Genomic DNA, 18,055 nt, shown 5'->3' on the forward strand with positions numbered 1-18,055 from the left:
AAAGGGCGGCAGAGCAGTCACGGGTTCTCACGGTCCGGTTGTTTCACGTCCTCCGTGGCTTCTGGAGGTTCGGCATTGCGAGCCAGTCGCGGGCGCACGATTCCCGACGTCGGTCGCCACAGGATCATCAGCACGCGTTCAGCGGCTCTTCGCCGCTCGGGAATCGACGAGAACACCGCGGTCAGGGACAGGATGCACAGCAGCGAGATCGCTACCAGCACCGTGATTCCGCCGAAGGTACGAATTGCCTCGAACAACGATCCACCTCGGGTCCGGGTCCGGATGGCGAGGAGTCGTCAAGTGTTCCGAAGGCGCGACACAACCCCATCCAGACGTCTTCGCAACGTCGGGCGAGACGTTCGACGAACGTCTCGGATGGAGATGTGCCCTATAGGCAACCTTCCCGTTGACCGAGGAGCTGACCGAATCCTACCGCTCGGATCCATCATCGTTGTCCTGCACAGGCTTCGTGTCGCTCATGACCTGCCGCCATCTCGCGTGTAGGCGTGGGCTGCGTTGAGCAGCAACCCTTTGAGAGAGCCGATCGGGTACCGATCAGCGCAGGCCATGAACGGCACAGGCGGGCTGGGCGGGCTCAACGTCAAGACCGGACGGTAGTCGAAGTCCTCCCCGTCGACCGTCTTCACCTTATGGCGAGGAAACGGCGGATAGTTGGGCTCGTCCTCGATCCACTTGGCGTGTCGGCGAATACCGACGTCGAACAGCGCCTGGTCCAGATCATGCACGAGCACCAGCGCGTAGCGCCCATCGGTGAGCAGCATTTCCCCGTTTCCCTTGGTAGCCCAACCAGTTCCGGGAGGACGCAGCCACCACCCGCGCGCGACGATCTCCACAGCGTGCAGACACCATTGCCGCGAACTGAGGAATCCGGTCTTCTCCGTCACCGCCTTCGCGCCGACCACCCGGCACACCGGTTCCGGCGTACAGCCCCGCCGCTCGAGCAGCGCCAAGAACTCCGCGACCAGCCTCACGCGCTGCTGACGGTCGTCGGCTTTGGCCGCTGCCGCTTCGCGCTCGGCGGCATGAAGCTTTTCGAGGTCGTCTTCCAAATCACCCATCGCCCGATTTTCCCACCGACCTCCGACATGCCCGCCGGATCGGCTGGACCGCAACGGTACTCGCGAACGAGGGCGTATTCGCCCGATCTCTGGCTCTATTCTCTTCCGAGAAGCCTGCGCCACCCGCGGCGCACCGGCTGAACGGAGGGCGACAGGTCCGCACTCGCGACGAGGTCCGCGGGCCACTCACCCCACACACCGGTACGCAGGCCGCGAGTGTGTCCCTCGCCGACGGCCCGCAGGGTGGCCGTCCACACCACCGGTTCGACCCCCTCACCGAAACGAAGCTCCGGAAGCGCCGCGAGCGCGGCGCGCATATTCGGATGCAGCGACTGGTGCACCACCACTCCGTCCACACCGGTGACCGTCAGGACACCGACAGGGACCGCCGAACGTGCCAACCGCGCCAAGACTTCCAGCTCTCCCCCGGCCGCAGCGCCGAAGTGGTCGACGACCTCGCCGCAGTGCTCGGCCAGCCGCAACCGGATGCACCGGCGAGCGATGTCGCGCTCGTCGGCGCCCAGCAGCTCGGTCAGCTCGGCCATGGCCGGCGGCCGCGCCGCCGACCAGCCCGTGATCAGGACCTCATCGGCGGCCGCGTCCCACAGCGGCAGCCCGTGCCGCTGGTGCGCCTCCCGGACGAAGGGCTCCCACTCGAAATCCGGCGCGGTCGCCATCTTGCGCAGCGCACGCAGCGCCGAACTGCTCGTATACGCGTCATCCAGCAGCCACCGCGCCCGCGCTCGGATCCCGGTCGGCGTGCGATCACAGAAATCGGCGACATCGTCATCGTCGAGACCACGAGCGAGCGCATCGAACAACAACGCATAATCCTCGGCGGTCCAGGGCTGGCCTTGCCGGGCCGGGCGGTCGGTGGTGGTCATCGAGTCCCCTCACATCCATCGTGGGCATCAGGCCGGGCCTGCCGGTGAACAAGCATCCTGTATCCCTATGGCGGCCACAGGAATACAAGCCGATGCCGCCACCATCATCGGCCAGCGCACCGACAAACAGGCGTGACGGAATACAGGAGCAAGAGACCGGCCCCACTCCTGGGGCGGGGCTCGCGACCTTGGCTGCGTCTCCCAGACACCTCAACGGGGACGCAGGCGGGGGCGTCCGAAGTCCATGCCGCACGCCAGCCTGACCAGGGACAAGATCAGGAACGCCAAACTGACGGTGGTGATGATCCACCGAAGCATTCGAACTCCAGGGGCTCCGACGGGGTGATGAACCCACGTTAATGATCGAGCAGGTCGGCGAATTCGACTCGGATGTGGGGTTTGCTGGTCTCGCCGATGTAGCGCAGCGGGCTTGTGGGGCCGAAGTAGGTTTGGATCGTCTCGCGTCTGGGATCGGCGCCGCGTGCGCGTAGCACGCGGATGGTGGCAACGGGGTCACCGCCGGTGGCCGTGGCAGCCCAGTAGATCGCGGGCAGGCCCTTCTGGGTCAAGGCGTCGATGTCGGCACCGGCATCGAGGAGTCGTTCGACCACGGCGGGGCGCGCTTCCTGTGCGGCAAAGTGCAGCGGGGTCCAGCCCTCGTTGTCGCGGCCGTTGACGTCCTCGGTTTCGAGGAGACGCTCGAGGGTATCGAGATCACCGTCGAGGGCGGCGTAGTGCAGTGGGGTCCGGCCCCATTCGTCTCGGTGCGTCATTTACTTCCTTGGGGCAATGGGGTGGTGGGCGGTGCGGCAGGCGTGGCAGTGCCCGTGGTGGAAGCGGGCTCCTGTCGGTGTGCCGCAATGGATTCCAGCCGGGCAGGTGTGCGCCAGAACTTCCTCGAGTCGTTGTCCGAACCGGGTGTCCCATTCGGCGCGTTTGTAGACGGCTTGGTAGCTGAGTCCGAGGTCGGCGGCGGCGTCGCGGAGCCGGGCGCCGTGGGTGATCGCGGCGAGCAGCGCGTCCTGGTCGGCGTCGGTGAACGCGGCCCGGGCCAGGTCGCGACGCCAGCGTTTGGAGGCATCGGCGTGAGCGTTACGTGCCTCGGGGCTGCGGTCGCGGCGGCTGTGGTAGCGACTGCTTGGGGTGGGTGGCTGTCGCGGCATAGTGAAACTCCTCGGCGGGGCAGGCAGACCCGGGTGTCGGATCATGTTGTGCAGCAGGTCAATCCGCGGTCCGCCAGGCCTGCCGGGCGGGTTGTTCGCTGCTGTGCAGGGTGTAGTACTCGAAGCTGTCTCCCTCACCGCCACTCATCCCGCCCTCGAAGTAGTCGACCTGCCACCAGGTGACGGTCGCGCCGGTGTCGAGAAGGTAGTCGTGACGGATCAGCTCGCACGACATCCCCCACTGGGGGCGGCGGTCGGCCCGGTGCTCGACCGTGGTGGTGGTATGGGTGCGCGCGGCCCGCAGCCACACCCACGGCGCCAGCTCGGCCAGGAACTGCTCGGCGTTGCGGGCACCGACGACCAGAGCGATGGCCTGTGCCGCCACCGGTGTCAGTGACGACGGGCGCGCTGGCGCGGCATCGACGCGGGTGTCCCAGTCCCACAACACGATCCAGTCGGCGTCGATCACCTCGCCGTTCTCGCACAACCCCCAGCCACTCTCCGCATGCACGATGCCGATCTGGTCGGCGGTAATGGTCGCGTCCCACTGCTCGGGGTGGCGTTGCAGGTAGGCCCGCGCGGCGGCGGGGTCGGAGGTCATGGAGCGGCCGGACCCGAAGCCGATCGGCCGCCGCGGGGTGATGATGATGCGGGTCGCGTCGGAGGGGATTGCGGGTGGCGTCGCGGTCAGGATCGCCTCGACGTCGTGGTGCCCGGACACGGCGAGCTTGGCAGCGCGACGCCAGCCGATACCGGCATCGGCCAGGCGCGCGGCATCGGCGGGTGAGAACCTGCCCGGATCACTCGGCCACGGCTCGTCCCACCCGACCTCGCGCCATTGCTCGGGAGTCCGTTGCAGCAGGGCCGCGGCGTCGTCCGCGGAAGTGATCCGGAAGACCCGCAGCGGCAACGGCGGGGACGCGGCCGACCAGCCGGCGCCGATGAGCACCGCCGCCGCAGCCGACCCGATCCCTCGCTGCTCCCACTGCTCGAGCTCGTACTCCCGGCGCAGATCGGCGACCAGCGCACGCCGCTGCGGGGTGTAAGGCATCCGGAAGACCATGAAACCCGGCCGGTTGTGGTTCGCCCAGGAGTCGCCGTCGCGGCCAGCGTAGACCGTCAACCACAGCACGTCGTTGTCGTCGTCGACATGGATCGCGTCCGCATGCGGATGCGACATTCCACCCACGCCGATGTGGCCCGTCGGGACCCGCGGTAGATCTTGATAGCCGCGCAGCTCCGCGCTGTCGGAGGCGGGGAGTTCCCGGTCCGTGGCACGTCCGAGCAGCGCCCCGATGCGCTGCTGCAAAAGTTCGCGACGACCAAGCGAGGCCGCCTGCTCCGCGGCGGCCCGGTCCTCGGCGATCTCCTCGCCGGTGGGCACCACGTACACACCGGTCAACCGCGCCAGCCAGCCCGCATCCGGCTCACCATCAGGAGCGAGGGTCTGATCATCCACCTCGTCCTGAGACCACTGCTCGACGCGGCACTCCAGCACGAGCAACCGAGCTCGGCCCCGGTCCACCACGACAGTGCCGACCCGAGGTGCCAACGTCTCCGCAGTCTCTCGCATCGCGAGCGGGCGGACATGCACGCGCCGGTAAACCGTGCGCAGCGCCGCGTCGGCCACCGTACGGCCATGCACGACGTCACCAGCGGTCAGATTCGTCAATTTCGTCATCCGATGTTCCTTCGGTCGGCTCCGAGAACGTGCACCGGCAGGCGCTGTAGTTCGGCGGTGCTGGCACATGATTGTCAGCGGTATCGGCCGACGGCGGCCGTATACCGAAACCCGCTGCGCGGGTACGAATCCCTGTGCACCACACAGAGACGACCTCATCCCCGCGTGCGCGGGGAGCATGCCCACTGGGGGCATCGATGGGTCCTACCGTACTGCTGGCCTACGACACCGTGGTGCGAGCTCCGGGCCGATCAGTTCTGACCGGACTGATGCCCTTCCTAGCGGTAGGGAATCCGGTTCGCGTCACGATGTCCCCGAGTCTCTAGTCGGCGACTTCGTTGACCGGCACGCCGTCGACATCGGTCGCGTCGAACAGGTAGTCGACCTCGGCCAGTGAGCGCACAGTGCGCTCGTAACGTGCATCGGCGACGGCCTGCTGGCTGGCCGGATAGTCGATCCATTCGCCACCGTTGGGTTGCCGCGCGTCGACGAGCCACCGATCAGTGCCATCGCGAGGATCGGTGATAAGAATCAGCCGAACCCAACTGTAGGTTTCGGGACCGGTGTCTTGACTCTCACGTGTGATGCGTCCCTGCTCGATAGCGGCTGCATACCGCTCGAGCACCTCCGCGTCGTCGGCATAGGTGAACATCGCTTTGTCCCACGACGAGTGCAGCGCTCGTTCGCCGGGCGCAGACTGCAAGCCACGCCGCACCAGGTCGCGAATCCCTTCGGCGCGCGACTGGCCGTGGTTGATCGCCCAGTCCTCTACTAATGGGAGCAGGTCGCCTATTGCGACGGTGATGGTGTTGCCGATCTGCGGTCGACCACCCTTGTTGATGTTCACAACCCTCCCATTCCTAGGTTTTCGATATCGAAAACCTAGAGGAGGTCAACCCGCGTCGTCAAGGTTTTCGATATCGAAAACCTGACAGGTGGTGCGTAGTGTGCGGGTCCAGAGTCGTGACCGGTCACCCGCGTGTGCTGTTCGTCCACTCTCGGTAGGGCGAAGCCGTCGTGCGGACCGAGCGGAGGATCGCGGCTCCAGCTCGCCATCTACTGTCCATTGCGCGCCCGGCTTCGGCGTGACACGCGCGCGCATCGGGAAGGTCGTTGGTGACGGCTGCTGATTCGATTCGGCTCCATCCCGCTACGTGACCACATCGACCGTGCGGACAACGCCGCAGTGGCGGCGGCTCGATCGTCACGGCCAACCGAGATCCCGTCCACCACCGACCTCGACCAGATATCACAATGGGGCACAACACCATTCGCTACACCACCGGCGGTGCGACACCCGACCGCGAACGCGCAGCGATACCCTGCGGCGTCAGTCCGATGGCAGCCACACACTCGACGGATCGCGATCCACCGCAGACCGACCCAAACAGGTTGGCGCAGAACGCCATTCGATGTGCGCTCCTTGTAACGGACCTCTCCGACCAGGGCTGGATAGCACCAGCTGGCCGACGCCGCCCACCCCGGCGGATCCTCAACCACGCTCTCCGCGATCGCCAACCTCTCCAGCTGGGGCCGCAGCCTGCGACGCTCGGCAGCGGAAATCCCAGACCCTACCGCCCCCAGCAGGACCAGCTCTCCGTCGACGTTCTGAGCGGCGATCAGCAGCGACCCGAACTCACCACGCAACCGGCTACTCGAGCTCGGGAGCGTACCGACGACGATCACCTCGGTGGTCTTGGCAAAGGCGACCTTGATCCACACCGGACTGCGCACCCCGGGTAGGTAGATCGAGTCCAGCTCTTTGACCACGATGCCCTCCAAATGACGGGCCGGTCGGTGCCGCGAGGTCGGCCTTGCTGTGGCGCTTTCCCACGAACGTGGCAGGTGGCCAATCTTGATAGACGAGGTGCGTGGCATGTTCGGCACACCGCCTCGACGGGGCCGGACCCACCCGAGTTCCATAGTCATTCTCGCCTCTCGGCGAGAGATCCGGCTTGTATCCGCCCGTCGAGCTCGTGGGCAAGATGCGTGCACGCCGCTCGCAAGATTTCCAGTCCCTTCTCCTGGTCCTGGATATCGTTGAGGCCCTGCACGTCCAGACTTGCGGTGCGGATGTCGGGCAGCGGCGGCAGGAGGAATCCGATACTGCCGCGGTGTTGCTCGAGCTCGCGTATGTCGGACGTGGGAACGAAGGTGAGTACGGTTCCGAGGACTTGGACCTGATTCGATTGGGGCCGGAACCCCAATCGTGCATTGGCCGCAGCGAGTTGGATCTCTAGTTCGGTAGTTGGGGTAGCGATGTGGGTGGCGATGACGTCGGTGTCATCGACGGGATAGGCGGCGTCGACGGCTTCCTCAATGTCCTCATATCCGGTGGGTCGGCGGTCCTCGTCGTCGATGCTGAATCCGAGTCCCAGTCCAAGTTGCGCGATCCAGTGCCTGCTGGCGGGCTCCCATTCAGCGCCGAACTCAGCCAGTGCTTGGTCGCCTACCTGGCGAAGCATCTGCACGATCGTCGCCTCGGTGAGCTCGAGGTTGTCATCGGAGTCATCGAGCTCAGACAGCTTCTCATCCAGCCATTCGAAGATGTCACTGCGGATCTGCTCGGCCGCTAGCCGGGCGGCCGCGTGTGCCTTGTAGCGGTCGGAGTATGTGTAGGTCGTCTTTCCAAGTAGGCCGCTGGGGGCGCGCAGGACAGAGAACACACCATCGGCGAGCAGGGAAACCTGCTCCTGATGGTGGTTCAAATGCCCCACGTCCACCAGGACTACATCGAATTCGCGGCGCGCGTGCGCCAGCAACTCGGGCAAGCCGCGGTTCTCTGGTGTGTCCGATCCAAAGAGCTTCTCGACAGCGCGCGAGCTTCCGCCGAGGACGCTCAGGTTTCCTGCCGAGTAGTCGTACGCGACGACAGTGGTGTGTTCACTCACAGATGCCGTCGCACTGTCGCTGATCCAAGAGGACAGGCCGAGCGCGTCGAGTTCGACCGAACACAGTTCGGTCAAGTAGAGGTGGGGGTCGAGGTCTATCAACAGCACCTTCTTGCCTTTCGCGGCGAGGGCCGCGCCCAGGTGCAGCGTTGTTGTTGTGCGCCCCGTTCCGCCTTTTCGACTCAGGCCGGCCAGCACGTATCCCCCGTGCTCTGCGGTGAGCCAACCGGTGAACTGGGGAATCAGATGCTGTTTGCCTGCGGCGGTGAGCCGGGCGACCATTCCTTCGAAGTAGCCGCTCGTGCGCGCGGCGCTGCGCCGGTTCTTCTGTTTGACGCGACGATTCTTCGTCATGATCCGGCCTGCTCGGTGAGGATCGCGATCACTCGATCTGGGTCAGAGGTTGTGAAGAGCTCATCCGGCAAGTCGCTGAGCCTGCCGTGGCGGCGCAGTAGCCCAAGCACCCTCATGTAGGAGACACCGCTGTTGCGGGAAAGCTCACGGGCCGCATGCTGCAAACGATTCTTACTCATCGATCCACCGATCCCTGTCAGTCGACAACAGCCCGCATCCGTCGTCCACTTTGGTCAGTGGCCGAGCATCAACCTGTGCGATTCCTCCGCCCTGCAGGGCTGAACCTTCGTCCTCGACGTCAACGATGATGCGGGCATCAACTGACTCGGAACCGGCGGACACACCGCCGTACTCAACCGGGGAGCTTACCGCAGTCAGCGATCTGGAAACACGCCGACGCCCGACTGCCGATCGCGGTGCAAACGGTCCAGGACGCGGAATGCGCGCCACTGCCGAGGATGTGACCTGTGATTCGATCTCGCCAGATAGCCCGCAGATTCGTCACTCACAAACGCGGCGCTCGTGGGTGACGTCAGGCGTGACCGGTTCAACGGTGAGGCTCGCTGACGACCGAATCCTGGACCAAGCGGGAATCGACGAAAACGTCAGTGGTGACGTGTGACTGCCCGACGTCGTGTCGTAGCCTCAGCGTCCGTCGGACCCAACGAGGTCGGCATCGCCCTGGCTCGGTGAACCCTTCAACTTGCCGCTGGTGTAGCGCCGCAACTGCCACGGTGGCTGCCCCCGACCGTGCGGCGCCCGGTCGGGGGCAGCCAGGTCGGGGCGAAACTGCCTGACCCGCAACCGAGTCATATCCGCGGGTCGGTGACGTCTCTCTGGAGTGGTTCGCGATCTGGGCGTTGCTTGCTTCCGGTTCGCCACGGTGCGCAGATCGCCGGAGGGGGGGAGGGTTTCACGTTCGATCTCTTTTACTCGTCAGCGTCGTCGTCCCACAGTCTTTCCTCGCGCGCTTCCATCACAGCTTCGCTACCGATGACTTCTCCTGCGGGCTCCAAGGGCATACCCAACGCTTCTGCTTCCGTGGGAAGGTTCTTGACGATTTCACAATTCGCCGTATGTCATTCCGGTCCGAGTGGAAGGCTCTGACTTGTGACATTTCGATACGGACAAGTACACCGAGGTTCCTTCGCGCAAACCTTGTGTACACCTGCCGCTACTTCATTGCTGTCGAACATCAGGCGACTGCATATCCTGCATCCTCGCGGTGTCACTAATGCCTCTTTTCTCATTCTTCGAAACTCGTAATTGCTTCCGACTCCACTATCTTGTTTCGCAGATACTCCGCGAACTCTTCATTGTTCATGAGTTCGTACGGTGCCGCCGTCAACGCATTGGCAATGCATCGCGTCTATCTTCGTGGTGAAAGGACATGTATGCATGTGCCTGCGTCGGCGAATAGGGAGCCATGGTCCCTCGATATCATCGAATCTGATATTGCGGAGAAGGGGGTTGTTGATATCCCTGAACTTCTTGAAGAACCCGCGCGGGCCCGTTGTGGCCGGTGGTTGTTGCTACGGCTGCGGCGCCATCATTGACGCCATTTCAGGGGAACGGCGATCAGAGCCGCATCAGCTGCGTCGGCATCTCCCTGGCTCGCTGAATGCCTTCAACTTGCCGCTGGTGTAGCGCCGCAACTGCTCCCGGTCGAGGCTTTGTCTCCACTCGTCCAAGCGCTGCCGGTAGCCCTTAACCTCGCCGACGGCTATGCCGGGGAACACGTCAGAGCGCAGCGCAAACACGACCGTCGTAAACGCTTGCTCTCGCAGTGTGCGTTGCCGATCTTCAGGGAGCCCGTGCTGCCAGCCAGCTAGATTCGCGCGCCCGAATGTGATCACGTGCTCTCTGATGGCATTGACTAATGCTCGCTTCCGGTAGTTCCGGAAGCCATGAATGGCATGCAGGCCCGCAACGATCTCGATCAGAGTCGGCAGGTCAAACTCAAGCTTGAAGGAGAAGTTGATCGAAACTGGTACCGCGTCCGGATGATCGGCGGTACTCGGCGGGCATTGGTCGACGATCACAGGAGCTGGCCTTTCGAGCGCAGGAAATGAATCTGCTGACAACGCTATGGAGGCCATTTCCGAATGTTGCACTGACGGGGGACGCCAGTTCAGTCGCTGTTTGCTCCGTCGGGGTCGTCGTGAAGTTCGTGTGGTGAGTTCGGTCTGCTCAGGCCTGACAGGCACGCGGCGGTGGTGTCGGCGCAGGACCGACCTAGTAGTCGGCGACATCCAGCAGGTCTGAACTAGCTTCAACTCGGTGATGGTGCCGCCAAGCGGGCCATCGACAGGATCGCTGCTGCACGGTGGCTCACCACCACCGGCGGGAGAATCACGCCGGGAGCGGCGGCCAACCCATCTACAAAAACTTCGTTTCGTCCTCGACCTTCGAGCTCATGACTCGCGCAGCTCCAGCGTTGAAGTACTTTCGATCGTCCGGGTCGGACCCTCGATAGGCTGATCGCAGGTGCGCCAGTGCATCGCGAGCGAGACTTTCGCCAAGCATCTGAGGGTCGTTGTCGCTGGTGATGTTGACGTTCAGTTCGAACGTCAGCTCGATGGTGAATGTCCGGCGGGTGGATGGCCTGCTGCCGTCGGCGATCAATGTGGTGGCCTCTCTCGAACACAGGAAATGAATCTGGCGGCAACGCTATGGACGCGCTCGCCGAATGTTGCAAGTTCTCCCGAGCTTGACCACAGTCGATGCAGCTCAAGCCGCGAGGGGCAGCGGCTCAGCCGAGCCTCGGGTTGGTGACGTCTCTCGGATGGAGTGGGTCGAGATCTGAGCCCTGCTTTCCTCTACGCTCTCCGGTTCCGCCACGGTGCGCAGAACGCCGAAAGTGACTTCTGCGGGTCGCCGCAGGCGCAGTGCCCGCTCCGACGTGGATATGGCCCCGAATCTCGCCGCCACGTCCATCGATAGAACAATGGAGCGATGACTGAGATGTCGTCATCGGCAGCGCCGAGCTGGCCGGTGACCCCCGGTTATCGAGACGGTCTTTTCCACGGTGCCGCGCAGTTCTACGCGGCGTTTCGACCGGCCTATCCCGCCGCGCTGTTCACCGACCTATTGGCGCGCGTCGGTGAACAGCGCGGCGGGCACCTGGTTGATCTGGCGTGCGGCACCGGTGAGATCGCTATCCCCCTGCACGGGCATTTCACGCATGTCCAAGCGGTCGATATCGAACCGGAGATGATCGAGGTTGGCCGCGCCAAGGCCGCTGATGTCGGTGCTACCGACATCGAGTGGAGCGTCGGCAAGGCCGAGGATCTCCACGTCACCGCACCCGTGCAGTTGATCACCGTCGGCAACGCATTTCACCGCCTGGACCGGCCGCTGATCGCGGGCAAAGCACGGGAATGGCTCGCGCCGGATGGCTGTATCGCGGTGCTGGGCAGCAGCACTCCGTGGAGCGGCACCGAAGCGTGGCAGGCCGCCGCGGTCGAGGTGATCGACCGATGGACAGGTCACCCCCACCGTCCCGCGGGCCCGGCGGTCGCTGGCGGTGAGGCACCGGTGCGGCTCACCCATGAGGACGTGCTTATCGCGGCAGGGTTCGAGCAGGTGGCAGAGCATCGGTTCCCGACACCACACACGTGGACACTCGACGAGTTCGTCGGGTTTCTGTGGTCGACCTCGATCGCGGGCCCGATTCGCGAGACCCCTTCTACCGCTGAGGGTTTCGAAGCCGAGCTGCGTGATCGCCTGCTTACACTCGAACCCTCGGGGCAGTTGCAGGAAACGATCGCGCACTACTACATTCTCGGTCACCGGCCGACGCGAGGAGATTCACGGTCGAATGCGCATATCCATGTAGCAAGATGCTATTGAACTTGTCGTGCCGATGGCCGCAGCGACCTCATTGACGCCACTTCAGATCATCGGGTCGAACCCGCACGCCGCGCCCAGGTGGGCAGCAAATCGGCCATGACCACCGTCACTTTGCACCCACGTGTGCCCGCCTCGACGTCGTCGACGACGCTGCGCCGCTCTCGCCGCGCAGTCCCAACCTGCCCCGGCCGCCGCGTCAGCTGGAAGGCCCGCCATCCACCGCCGAGACCGCGCTCCACGTCGATCACGGCGGAAGGCCGAACTACGCGAGCATGTCAATTGGTGCGAGCGTGCAAGTGCATGTCGTGCCAGCCGTCGAGATGCAGACCGGAGCTGTATTTAGTTCCTTCCCAATGGAATCCGGTCTTCACAGCGACACGACACGATGGCTGGTTGTAAACCGAATGCGTTAGTTCGAGCCGGTGGAAGCCGATTTCGCCGAACGCCCAAGCGGCAAGTGCTTCAACGGCGCGTGGAACGACGGCACGGCCACGATCAGCTGGCATCGCCCAGTACGCCACCCCCGCTTGTCCACCCGCCAGGTCCATCTGCTTCAGGGAGGCCCGGCCGACAATCCGCCTCGCGCGAATGTCCTCCACCGCCCAGTGCGCGTGAACCAAGCTGCGCCATGCGCTGTTCCACCCGTCAATCCAACATTCAGCTTCTGCGACTGAAGCTGCGGTACGCACATGCCAGCGCTGGATTGCGAGGTCCTGGTAGGCCTCGAACACCACCGGTGCGTCTCTGGGCGCCCACGGCCGCAGTATCAATCCGCAGTCTGCGTCGATGGTCGGCTGCACGGTCGTCGATAGGCGATCCGCGCACACAACATCCTCTGTCAGTTCGGGCATAGCACCCCTTGCTGACAGTGACCTCCTGCGAAACCGACAGTGACCGGTTGGCGTCGCCGATCGGTCAGGCCGACACCGTCGCCTCCAGTGACCACATCTCCAAACAACCGCTCGATGGGCATTTGCTAATAATAAGCTGTCTCGCCGAAAGTGATCAGCAGGCGACCTTAGGCTCAAGCTAAGAGCCAGTGGAAGCGAGTTCGCCCTCCGAATGCCGAGTCCTACGAAGGTTTGATGTAGTGGATACATCCGCCTGTCTGCAACGCACTTACTCGTCCGGGGGCGACTGTAGCGCGAGGAAGTTACCCCACGAGTCTCGGATTTGGGTGAAAGATCTCCATGCAACCCAGATCGCTACCTGGAGGCCACAACAGACTGGTCTGCAGCCGGGATTTTGTCCCCTATGTCGTTCCTGGGCACTGGGATCGGGTAGTCGCCGGTCAGGCACGCTGTGCACAGTTTTTTGGTTCCGGTGGGGCTGATCGCCTCAAGCATCGGCTCGATCTCGAGGTATGCCAGTGAGTCTGCGCCCAGCATCTGCCGGATCTGCTCGACGGTGTTGTGGGCGGCCACGAGCCGTGATCGGTCGGTGGTGTCCATGCCGTACCAGCACGGCCACCGATATGGCGGCGACAGCACACGCAGATGGATTTCCGCGGCGCCGGCGTCGCGGAGCATCCGCATCGTCTCGATCAAAGTGGTGGCGCGGATGATCGAATCCTCCACCACCACAAGGCGTTTGCCAGTGATGTTTTCCTTGATGGGGTTCAGCTTGATCTTGACGGCGTTGCGTCGCAGTTCCTGTGTCGGCGCGATGAATGTTCGTCCGATGTAGCGGTTCTTGACGAAGCCGTCGACGTAGGGGATGCCGGACTCGTGGGCGTAGCCCTGCGCGCCGGGCACGCTCGATTCCGGGATGGGGACCACCGCGTCGGCGGCGACCGGTGATTGCCGCGCTAGCGCTTCCCCCATACGTTGCCGTACTCGGTGGACGTTGTGCCCCATGAGGTTTCCGTCGGGGCGAGCGAAATAGACGAACTCGAACGAGCACAGCTTCGGATTGATCGCCTCGGCGGGGAACGGTGACCGGGACTCGACACCGGAGTCGGTGATCACGACCATTTCGCCTGGCTCGATCTCCCGGACAACCGTGGCGCCGACGACATCGAGCGCGGGCGTCTCCGATGCCAAAACCCAGCCGTTGTCGAGCTTGCCCAGAAACAGTGGACGCACCCCATGCGGGTCGCGCACCCCGACCAGACAGCCGCTGCCGAGCAGTACGAACGAGTACGCGCCGCTCATCTGTGGGAGAACGCTGATGAATGCCTCGACCAGTGCGGAAGATCCAGTGGCCGGGCGGGTGGTGGTGAGCTGGCGTGCGAGCAGCTCGGCGGCGACGCTGCTGTCGCTGCCGAGTCCGTCGTAGTCGAGTCCGAGGTCCGCAGCTAGCGCGGCGGTGTTGACGAGGTTGCCGTTGTGGGCGAGGGCGAACTGGTGCTGCCCGGCGTCGCGGTAGACCGGTTGGCAGTTGCTCCAGTCGCCGGAACCGGTTGTCGAATAGCGGGTGTGGCCGATCGCGATGTCGCCTTGCAGGGTGTGCAGGCGGCGGTCGTTGAAGATGGTCGACACCAACCCGGTGTCCTTGTCCACCCAGATCTTGTCGCCGTCGCAGACCGCGATTCCGGCGGCTTCTTGCCCGCGATGCTGTAGCGCGAAAAGCCCCAGATAGACCATGTGTGAGACGGGACTTCCGGGGGCGTATAGCCCGAATACACCACAAGATTCCTTGGGGGTGTCATCCACTGGATGAGCGTACCCCAGCCCGTCACGGCGCCTGACGCTCAGCTGAACCACCTGGCCAATGCGGTCACCAGCCCGTCCTCGCTCACCGGCGGGCAGATGTCGTCGGCGGCGTTGTGCACAGACTGCGGTGCTTGGCCCATGGCAACGCTCCATCCGGCCCATTGCAGCATTTCGACATCGTTGACGCCGTCACCGATGGCCAGTGTCCGATCTGCCGCGATCCCCAGGTCTTTGCGAAGCGTCTCCAGCGCGGACGCCTTGTTCACCGTTTCCGCGGTCAGATCGACGACGGGCTCACCGGGATATATCCAGCAATGAACGCCCGCGACGGAAGACTCCGCCAGTGCCTCGGCGAGCTCGTCGGCGCTGTGCCCGGGCCAATGGACCGCCAGCCGGGTCGTCGGTTCGCAGGCCAAGCGGTCGAGATCGACCGAACGCACGACCCCGAAGAAGGTGTCTACATCGGATACCTGGCCGGTGACGCGAACTCCCACACCTGGATCCTCGGCGACGAAAACACCGCCTGGTATCCGGTGACGAAGATCAGTGACGACCTCGGTGAGATCGAATGCGTTCTGGTGCAACACTTCACCGGTTCCGGCATCGAGGACTACCGCACCGTTGGAGCACACCGCGTATCCCTTGCCGATGTCGAGTGCGCGTAGGAACGGCATTGTCGCTGGCGCGAGTCGCCCGGTGCAGAGCACCAGATTGGCGTCGGACCGCAGCACGGCGGCGATCCTGTCACGCACGACGGCGGTGACGGTCGTGTGTGCGTCGCGGTCCCGGTGTGCGTCCGGGTGGCAGATTGTGCCGTCGATGTCCACGGCGACAATCAACGGCATGGCCAGCGGTGGCCGTGTCCGTCCTGTGCTGCGACTATCGACGGTGTTCGACATCGACCCGGTCCTTCGTTGCGAATCCATCGGTTTCGGCTTCGTCTAACCAGGGGCCTGGTCGACCGTCGTGACCGCGGCGCCCGTCGCCGGGTGCACCGGTGGGCATGCGATGAGTCCATGCGTGCTGTTCGCTGGCCGTGTGTCCGAGTTCGGCACCGCGAGCGGCAAGGACGCTGTTTCGATGAAGTCCGTTGCCTCGGTGTCGCTTCCGGCATCGTCCTGGGTCACGATCGGGGGGACCAGCGCCACCGCCGACAGCTGCCGCGGGAAGCGGGTGCGGACATCGGCGCGGGGGTGATCGAAATACAGTGCCAGCAGGAATTCGTCGGCGGGGACGATCGCGGTTTCCAGATTCGCCGCCAGCAGCACATCAACAGCCGCCCGTGTGAGCAGATATCCGTACATGCAGTAGCTCATGCCGGGCTCGACGATGCCCGGCGCGAGAGGTTGATCTGGTGTGTAGGTTTTGCGCCCCAGGTAGAGCAGGTCGAACCCGATATCGTTGGCGCGCAGTCGATTCAGATTCGCGAGCAGATCGTCGAGGAACGTCGGGCCGAATACAGCGTCGTCTTCGAAGATCAGCACGTAGGGTTCGTCTCCATGGCTGGCGGCGTGTTTCCAGCAGGCCAGGTGGGCGAGTGTGCAGCCGATCTCGCCGTATTTCAACGGCCGATTCCACCAGCGAATGTCGGAGTCGGTTTGCCAGGCGAACAGCTGGATTCCCCTGGTGCGCAGTGTGTCCGCGTGCAGCAGCCGTCCGTCGAACTCCTCGGACCAGTCCGAGGTGAAGCTGACGTGCAGCTGCGGCGGCAGGATGGCGGTCATTCGTTCGCGGCGATCGCTCCGGCGCGGAAGATTGACCACATATGTCCGGATGTCCGAGGCACTGATCATTTGTTGCTCTCCTAGACGAGCAGGCAGGGTGGGGCCGGTCGTCGACTTCACTTGGCCTGTTTGACGTATCGGCTGCCGACGAGCACCGGGTCCCACTGGGTGGGATCGATGCCGACCTGGCGCAGGCCGTGCGCGAGCGGCGCCCAGTGCAAGGGGCCCTCGCCCGCTCGCACATGCGCCAACGTCGACAGCAGCATCTGCGCGGTCGCTTCCAGATGCGGGGTCGCGCTGACGTCGCGTAGCACCGCGCACAGTCGATTCATCGCCGCGTACGGGTCCAGGTCGTGCGCGTGCGTCTGCCGGTGCAAGGTCTCGATGTGCGTGGCCAGGCGAGCGGCGGCGTCGTCCTCGACCGCGGCGGCCATCTTGGGATACAGCTCGCAGGCCGATGGCCCGCAGATGATGGTGGATTCCCGGATCATGTCGGCTGGCTCGTCGGGTGAGTGGATCAAGACCACGAGGCGGTCCTGCGCGCCGATGAGACTGCGCAGCTGGGTAGCGGTACGGCGCTCTCGTCTGGCCGGGCCCTTCAACCGGCCCAGCCGCACACTCGCCGCGGTGTCAGGCTCGGGTGCGTTGTCTCGCAGCAGCAGTAGCAGCGAGTCGCTGCGACCGCACACCAGCTCGGCGATGGTGTCGCTGTCGAGTGTCGGCGAGTCGGACAGGCGGTGGGACCACAGCGCACCCACGACGCGCGGACTCAGGTGCACGCGCACGGTGTGGATCGGCTGGAATCCGTGGTGGGCGAAGAAGCTGATGCATTGGTCGGTCTTGCGCCCGGCGAGGCAATCGGGCTGGATCAGTAGCAGTGCGTGTCGGCGCACAATCGCGCCGGTCTCGGCGCCGAGGGCGTTGCGTGCCCAGGCCAGTCCTTGCGTGAAATCCGGGTCCACGGTGAGACGTTCAAGTTTGTCGCGGTCTGTGGTGAGCGCCTGCCACGAATCGTCCGCGACCTGTTCGCGGCGACTTCCCCTCCACACGGTCGTGGACGGATGGTTCTCAGTTGCCATCGGGATCCCCCAGAAGTCCCCACTCGTCCAACTTTGCCGTGAGCTGGCAGAGCAATTCCGGTGACATTCGTTTGCGTGCGATGTCCTCGGGCGATTCATCCGCGGCGGCCAGATGCCAGTGGCGTCGGCCGGTCTTGGGGTCGACCAGGTAACCGCGGTCCTTGACCGCCGGACCGCGGACGACCAGTGACACCGTGGCTTCGTCGGCGACCAGGGCGTGCAGGATCGTATGGTGTAGCGCGTAGGTCGATCCGACGCGTTCCATGCGCACTTGCAGCGGTATGGGGATCGGTAGATCCATTGTGTCGGAGTAGTTTTCCAGCCCGTACTGCGAGTGCCGGAACTGGCCTTTGAGGATCATGCTCGCGAAGGTCCATCGATGGTTGTGCGGCAGATCGTCGCAACCCGCCCAGAAGATGTGCATCCGGACGCGGAACCCGGACGGATCCTGATACAGGACGATCTTGTCCAGTTGCTGCCCGAGCCCGGCCGTGGCCTCGGAGTCGGGATGTTCGCACAGTGCCAGCAAGTCAGGCCGGGTCGGCAGCGCAGCCAAGGCGCCGCGCAGGATTGCGCGATGTGCGCCGAGATATTCGAGCACGCTGCGGCACGCTGTCTCTACGGTGTCGATGTCCTCCCAATCGAGCGAGCACAACGGCTCGACGACCTCTGCTAAATCCTTCATGGCGTGGTC

Annotated in this window: 18 protein-coding genes; 1 reads left to right on the forward strand and 17 read right to left on the reverse strand. The window is 64.4% G+C overall.

All coding sequences use genetic code 11. The annotated features are described in order from the left end of the window. Positions 1-17: 17 nt before the first annotated feature. From ACIG5A_RS22715 to ACIG5A_RS22765, 11 genes are all read right to left on the reverse strand, one after another. Positions 18-221 (reverse strand): hypothetical protein, encoded by a 204-nt coding sequence (locus ACIG5A_RS22715; protein ID WP_397243060.1) that lies wholly within the window; start codon positions 219-221, stop codon positions 18-20. A gap of 255 nt (positions 222-476) precedes the next feature. After that, positions 477-1,079 (reverse strand): hypothetical protein, encoded by a 603-nt coding sequence (locus ACIG5A_RS22720; protein ID WP_397243062.1) that lies wholly within the window; start codon positions 1,077-1,079, stop codon positions 477-479. Positions 1,080-1,174: 95 nt separating this feature from the next. Beyond that, positions 1,175-1,963: a hypothetical protein gene (locus tag ACIG5A_RS22725; RefSeq protein ID WP_397243064.1), complete on the reverse strand. Its 789-nt coding sequence runs from the start codon at positions 1,961-1,963 to the stop codon at positions 1,175-1,177. Between the two features lie 356 nt (positions 1,964-2,319). After that, positions 2,320-2,736, reverse strand: a complete 417-nt coding sequence (locus tag ACIG5A_RS22730; protein WP_397243066.1) for an ankyrin repeat domain-containing protein — start codon at positions 2,734-2,736, stop codon at positions 2,320-2,322. Further along, the gene (locus ACIG5A_RS22735) at positions 2,737-3,126 is read right to left on the reverse strand and encodes a hypothetical protein (RefSeq protein ID WP_397243068.1); all 390 of its coding nucleotides are present in this window, start codon (positions 3,124-3,126) and stop codon (positions 2,737-2,739) included. A gap of 58 nt (positions 3,127-3,184) precedes the next feature. Further along, on the reverse strand, positions 3,185-4,807 hold the full coding sequence (locus ACIG5A_RS22740) for a hypothetical protein (RefSeq protein ID WP_397243070.1): 1,623 nt from the start codon (positions 4,805-4,807) through the stop codon (positions 3,185-3,187). A 322-nt stretch (positions 4,808-5,129) separates the two neighbouring features. Then, a complete protein-coding gene (locus ACIG5A_RS22745; RefSeq protein WP_397243072.1) occupies positions 5,130-5,654 on the reverse strand; it encodes a hypothetical protein in 525 nt (174 codons plus the stop codon). Positions 5,655-5,863: 209 nt separating this feature from the next. Further along, the gene (locus ACIG5A_RS22750) at positions 5,864-6,736 is read right to left on the reverse strand and encodes a hypothetical protein (protein ID WP_397243074.1); all 873 of its coding nucleotides are present in this window, start codon (positions 6,734-6,736) and stop codon (positions 5,864-5,866) included. Then, entirely contained in the window at positions 6,733-8,052 is a 1,320-nt protein-coding gene (locus ACIG5A_RS22755; RefSeq protein ID WP_397243076.1) for a ParA family protein, read from the reverse strand. The genes ACIG5A_RS22750 and ACIG5A_RS22755 overlap by 4 nt, the downstream gene beginning before the upstream one ends. Before the next feature lie 1,589 nt (positions 8,053-9,641). After that, the gene (locus ACIG5A_RS22760) at positions 9,642-10,151 is read right to left on the reverse strand and encodes a hypothetical protein (RefSeq protein WP_397243078.1); all 510 of its coding nucleotides are present in this window, start codon (positions 10,149-10,151) and stop codon (positions 9,642-9,644) included. Positions 10,152-10,431: 280 nt separating this feature from the next. After that, on the reverse strand, positions 10,432-10,677 hold the full coding sequence (locus ACIG5A_RS22765) for a hypothetical protein (protein WP_397243080.1): 246 nt from the start codon (positions 10,675-10,677) through the stop codon (positions 10,432-10,434). A 330-nt stretch (positions 10,678-11,007) separates the two neighbouring features. On the opposite strand from ACIG5A_RS22765, the gene ACIG5A_RS22770 reads away from it, so the two are divergent. Continuing rightward, positions 11,008-11,904 carry a class I SAM-dependent methyltransferase gene (locus tag ACIG5A_RS22770; RefSeq protein WP_397243082.1) on the forward strand — a complete coding sequence of 299 codons (897 nt, stop codon included), beginning with the start codon at positions 11,008-11,010 and terminating at the stop codon, positions 11,902-11,904. Positions 11,905-12,179: 275 nt separating this feature from the next. Here ACIG5A_RS22770 and ACIG5A_RS22775 read toward each other — a convergent pair whose 3' ends face one another. From ACIG5A_RS22775 to ACIG5A_RS22800, 6 genes are all read right to left on the reverse strand, one after another. Then, positions 12,180-12,755 (reverse strand): GNAT family N-acetyltransferase, encoded by a 576-nt coding sequence (locus tag ACIG5A_RS22775; RefSeq protein WP_397243084.1) that lies wholly within the window; start codon positions 12,753-12,755, stop codon positions 12,180-12,182. A gap of 354 nt (positions 12,756-13,109) precedes the next feature. Next, the gene (gene purF, locus ACIG5A_RS22780; RefSeq protein WP_397243086.1) at positions 13,110-14,558 is read right to left on the reverse strand and encodes an amidophosphoribosyltransferase; all 1,449 of its coding nucleotides are present in this window, start codon (positions 14,556-14,558) and stop codon (positions 13,110-13,112) included. Between the two features lie 38 nt (positions 14,559-14,596). Further along, the gene (locus ACIG5A_RS22785) at positions 14,597-15,457 is read right to left on the reverse strand and encodes an HAD family hydrolase (RefSeq protein ID WP_397243088.1); all 861 of its coding nucleotides are present in this window, start codon (positions 15,455-15,457) and stop codon (positions 14,597-14,599) included. 42 nt (positions 15,458-15,499) lie between these two features. Beyond that, on the reverse strand, positions 15,500-16,351 hold the full coding sequence (locus ACIG5A_RS22790) for a glycosyltransferase family 25 protein (RefSeq protein ID WP_397243090.1): 852 nt from the start codon (positions 16,349-16,351) through the stop codon (positions 15,500-15,502). A gap of 47 nt (positions 16,352-16,398) precedes the next feature. Further along, entirely contained in the window at positions 16,399-17,361 is a 963-nt protein-coding gene (locus ACIG5A_RS22795) for a hypothetical protein (RefSeq protein WP_397243092.1), read from the reverse strand. Continuing rightward, a complete protein-coding gene (locus ACIG5A_RS22800; protein WP_397243094.1) occupies positions 17,351-18,046 on the reverse strand; it encodes a hypothetical protein in 696 nt (231 codons plus the stop codon). Before ACIG5A_RS22800 ends, ACIG5A_RS22795 begins: the two co-directional genes overlap by 11 nt. Positions 18,047-18,055 lie beyond the last annotated feature (9 nt).

The sequence above is a fragment of the Nocardia sp. NPDC052566 genome (genome assembly GCF_044547285.1).
Taxonomy (GTDB): domain Bacteria; phylum Actinomycetota; class Actinomycetes; order Mycobacteriales; family Mycobacteriaceae; genus Nocardia.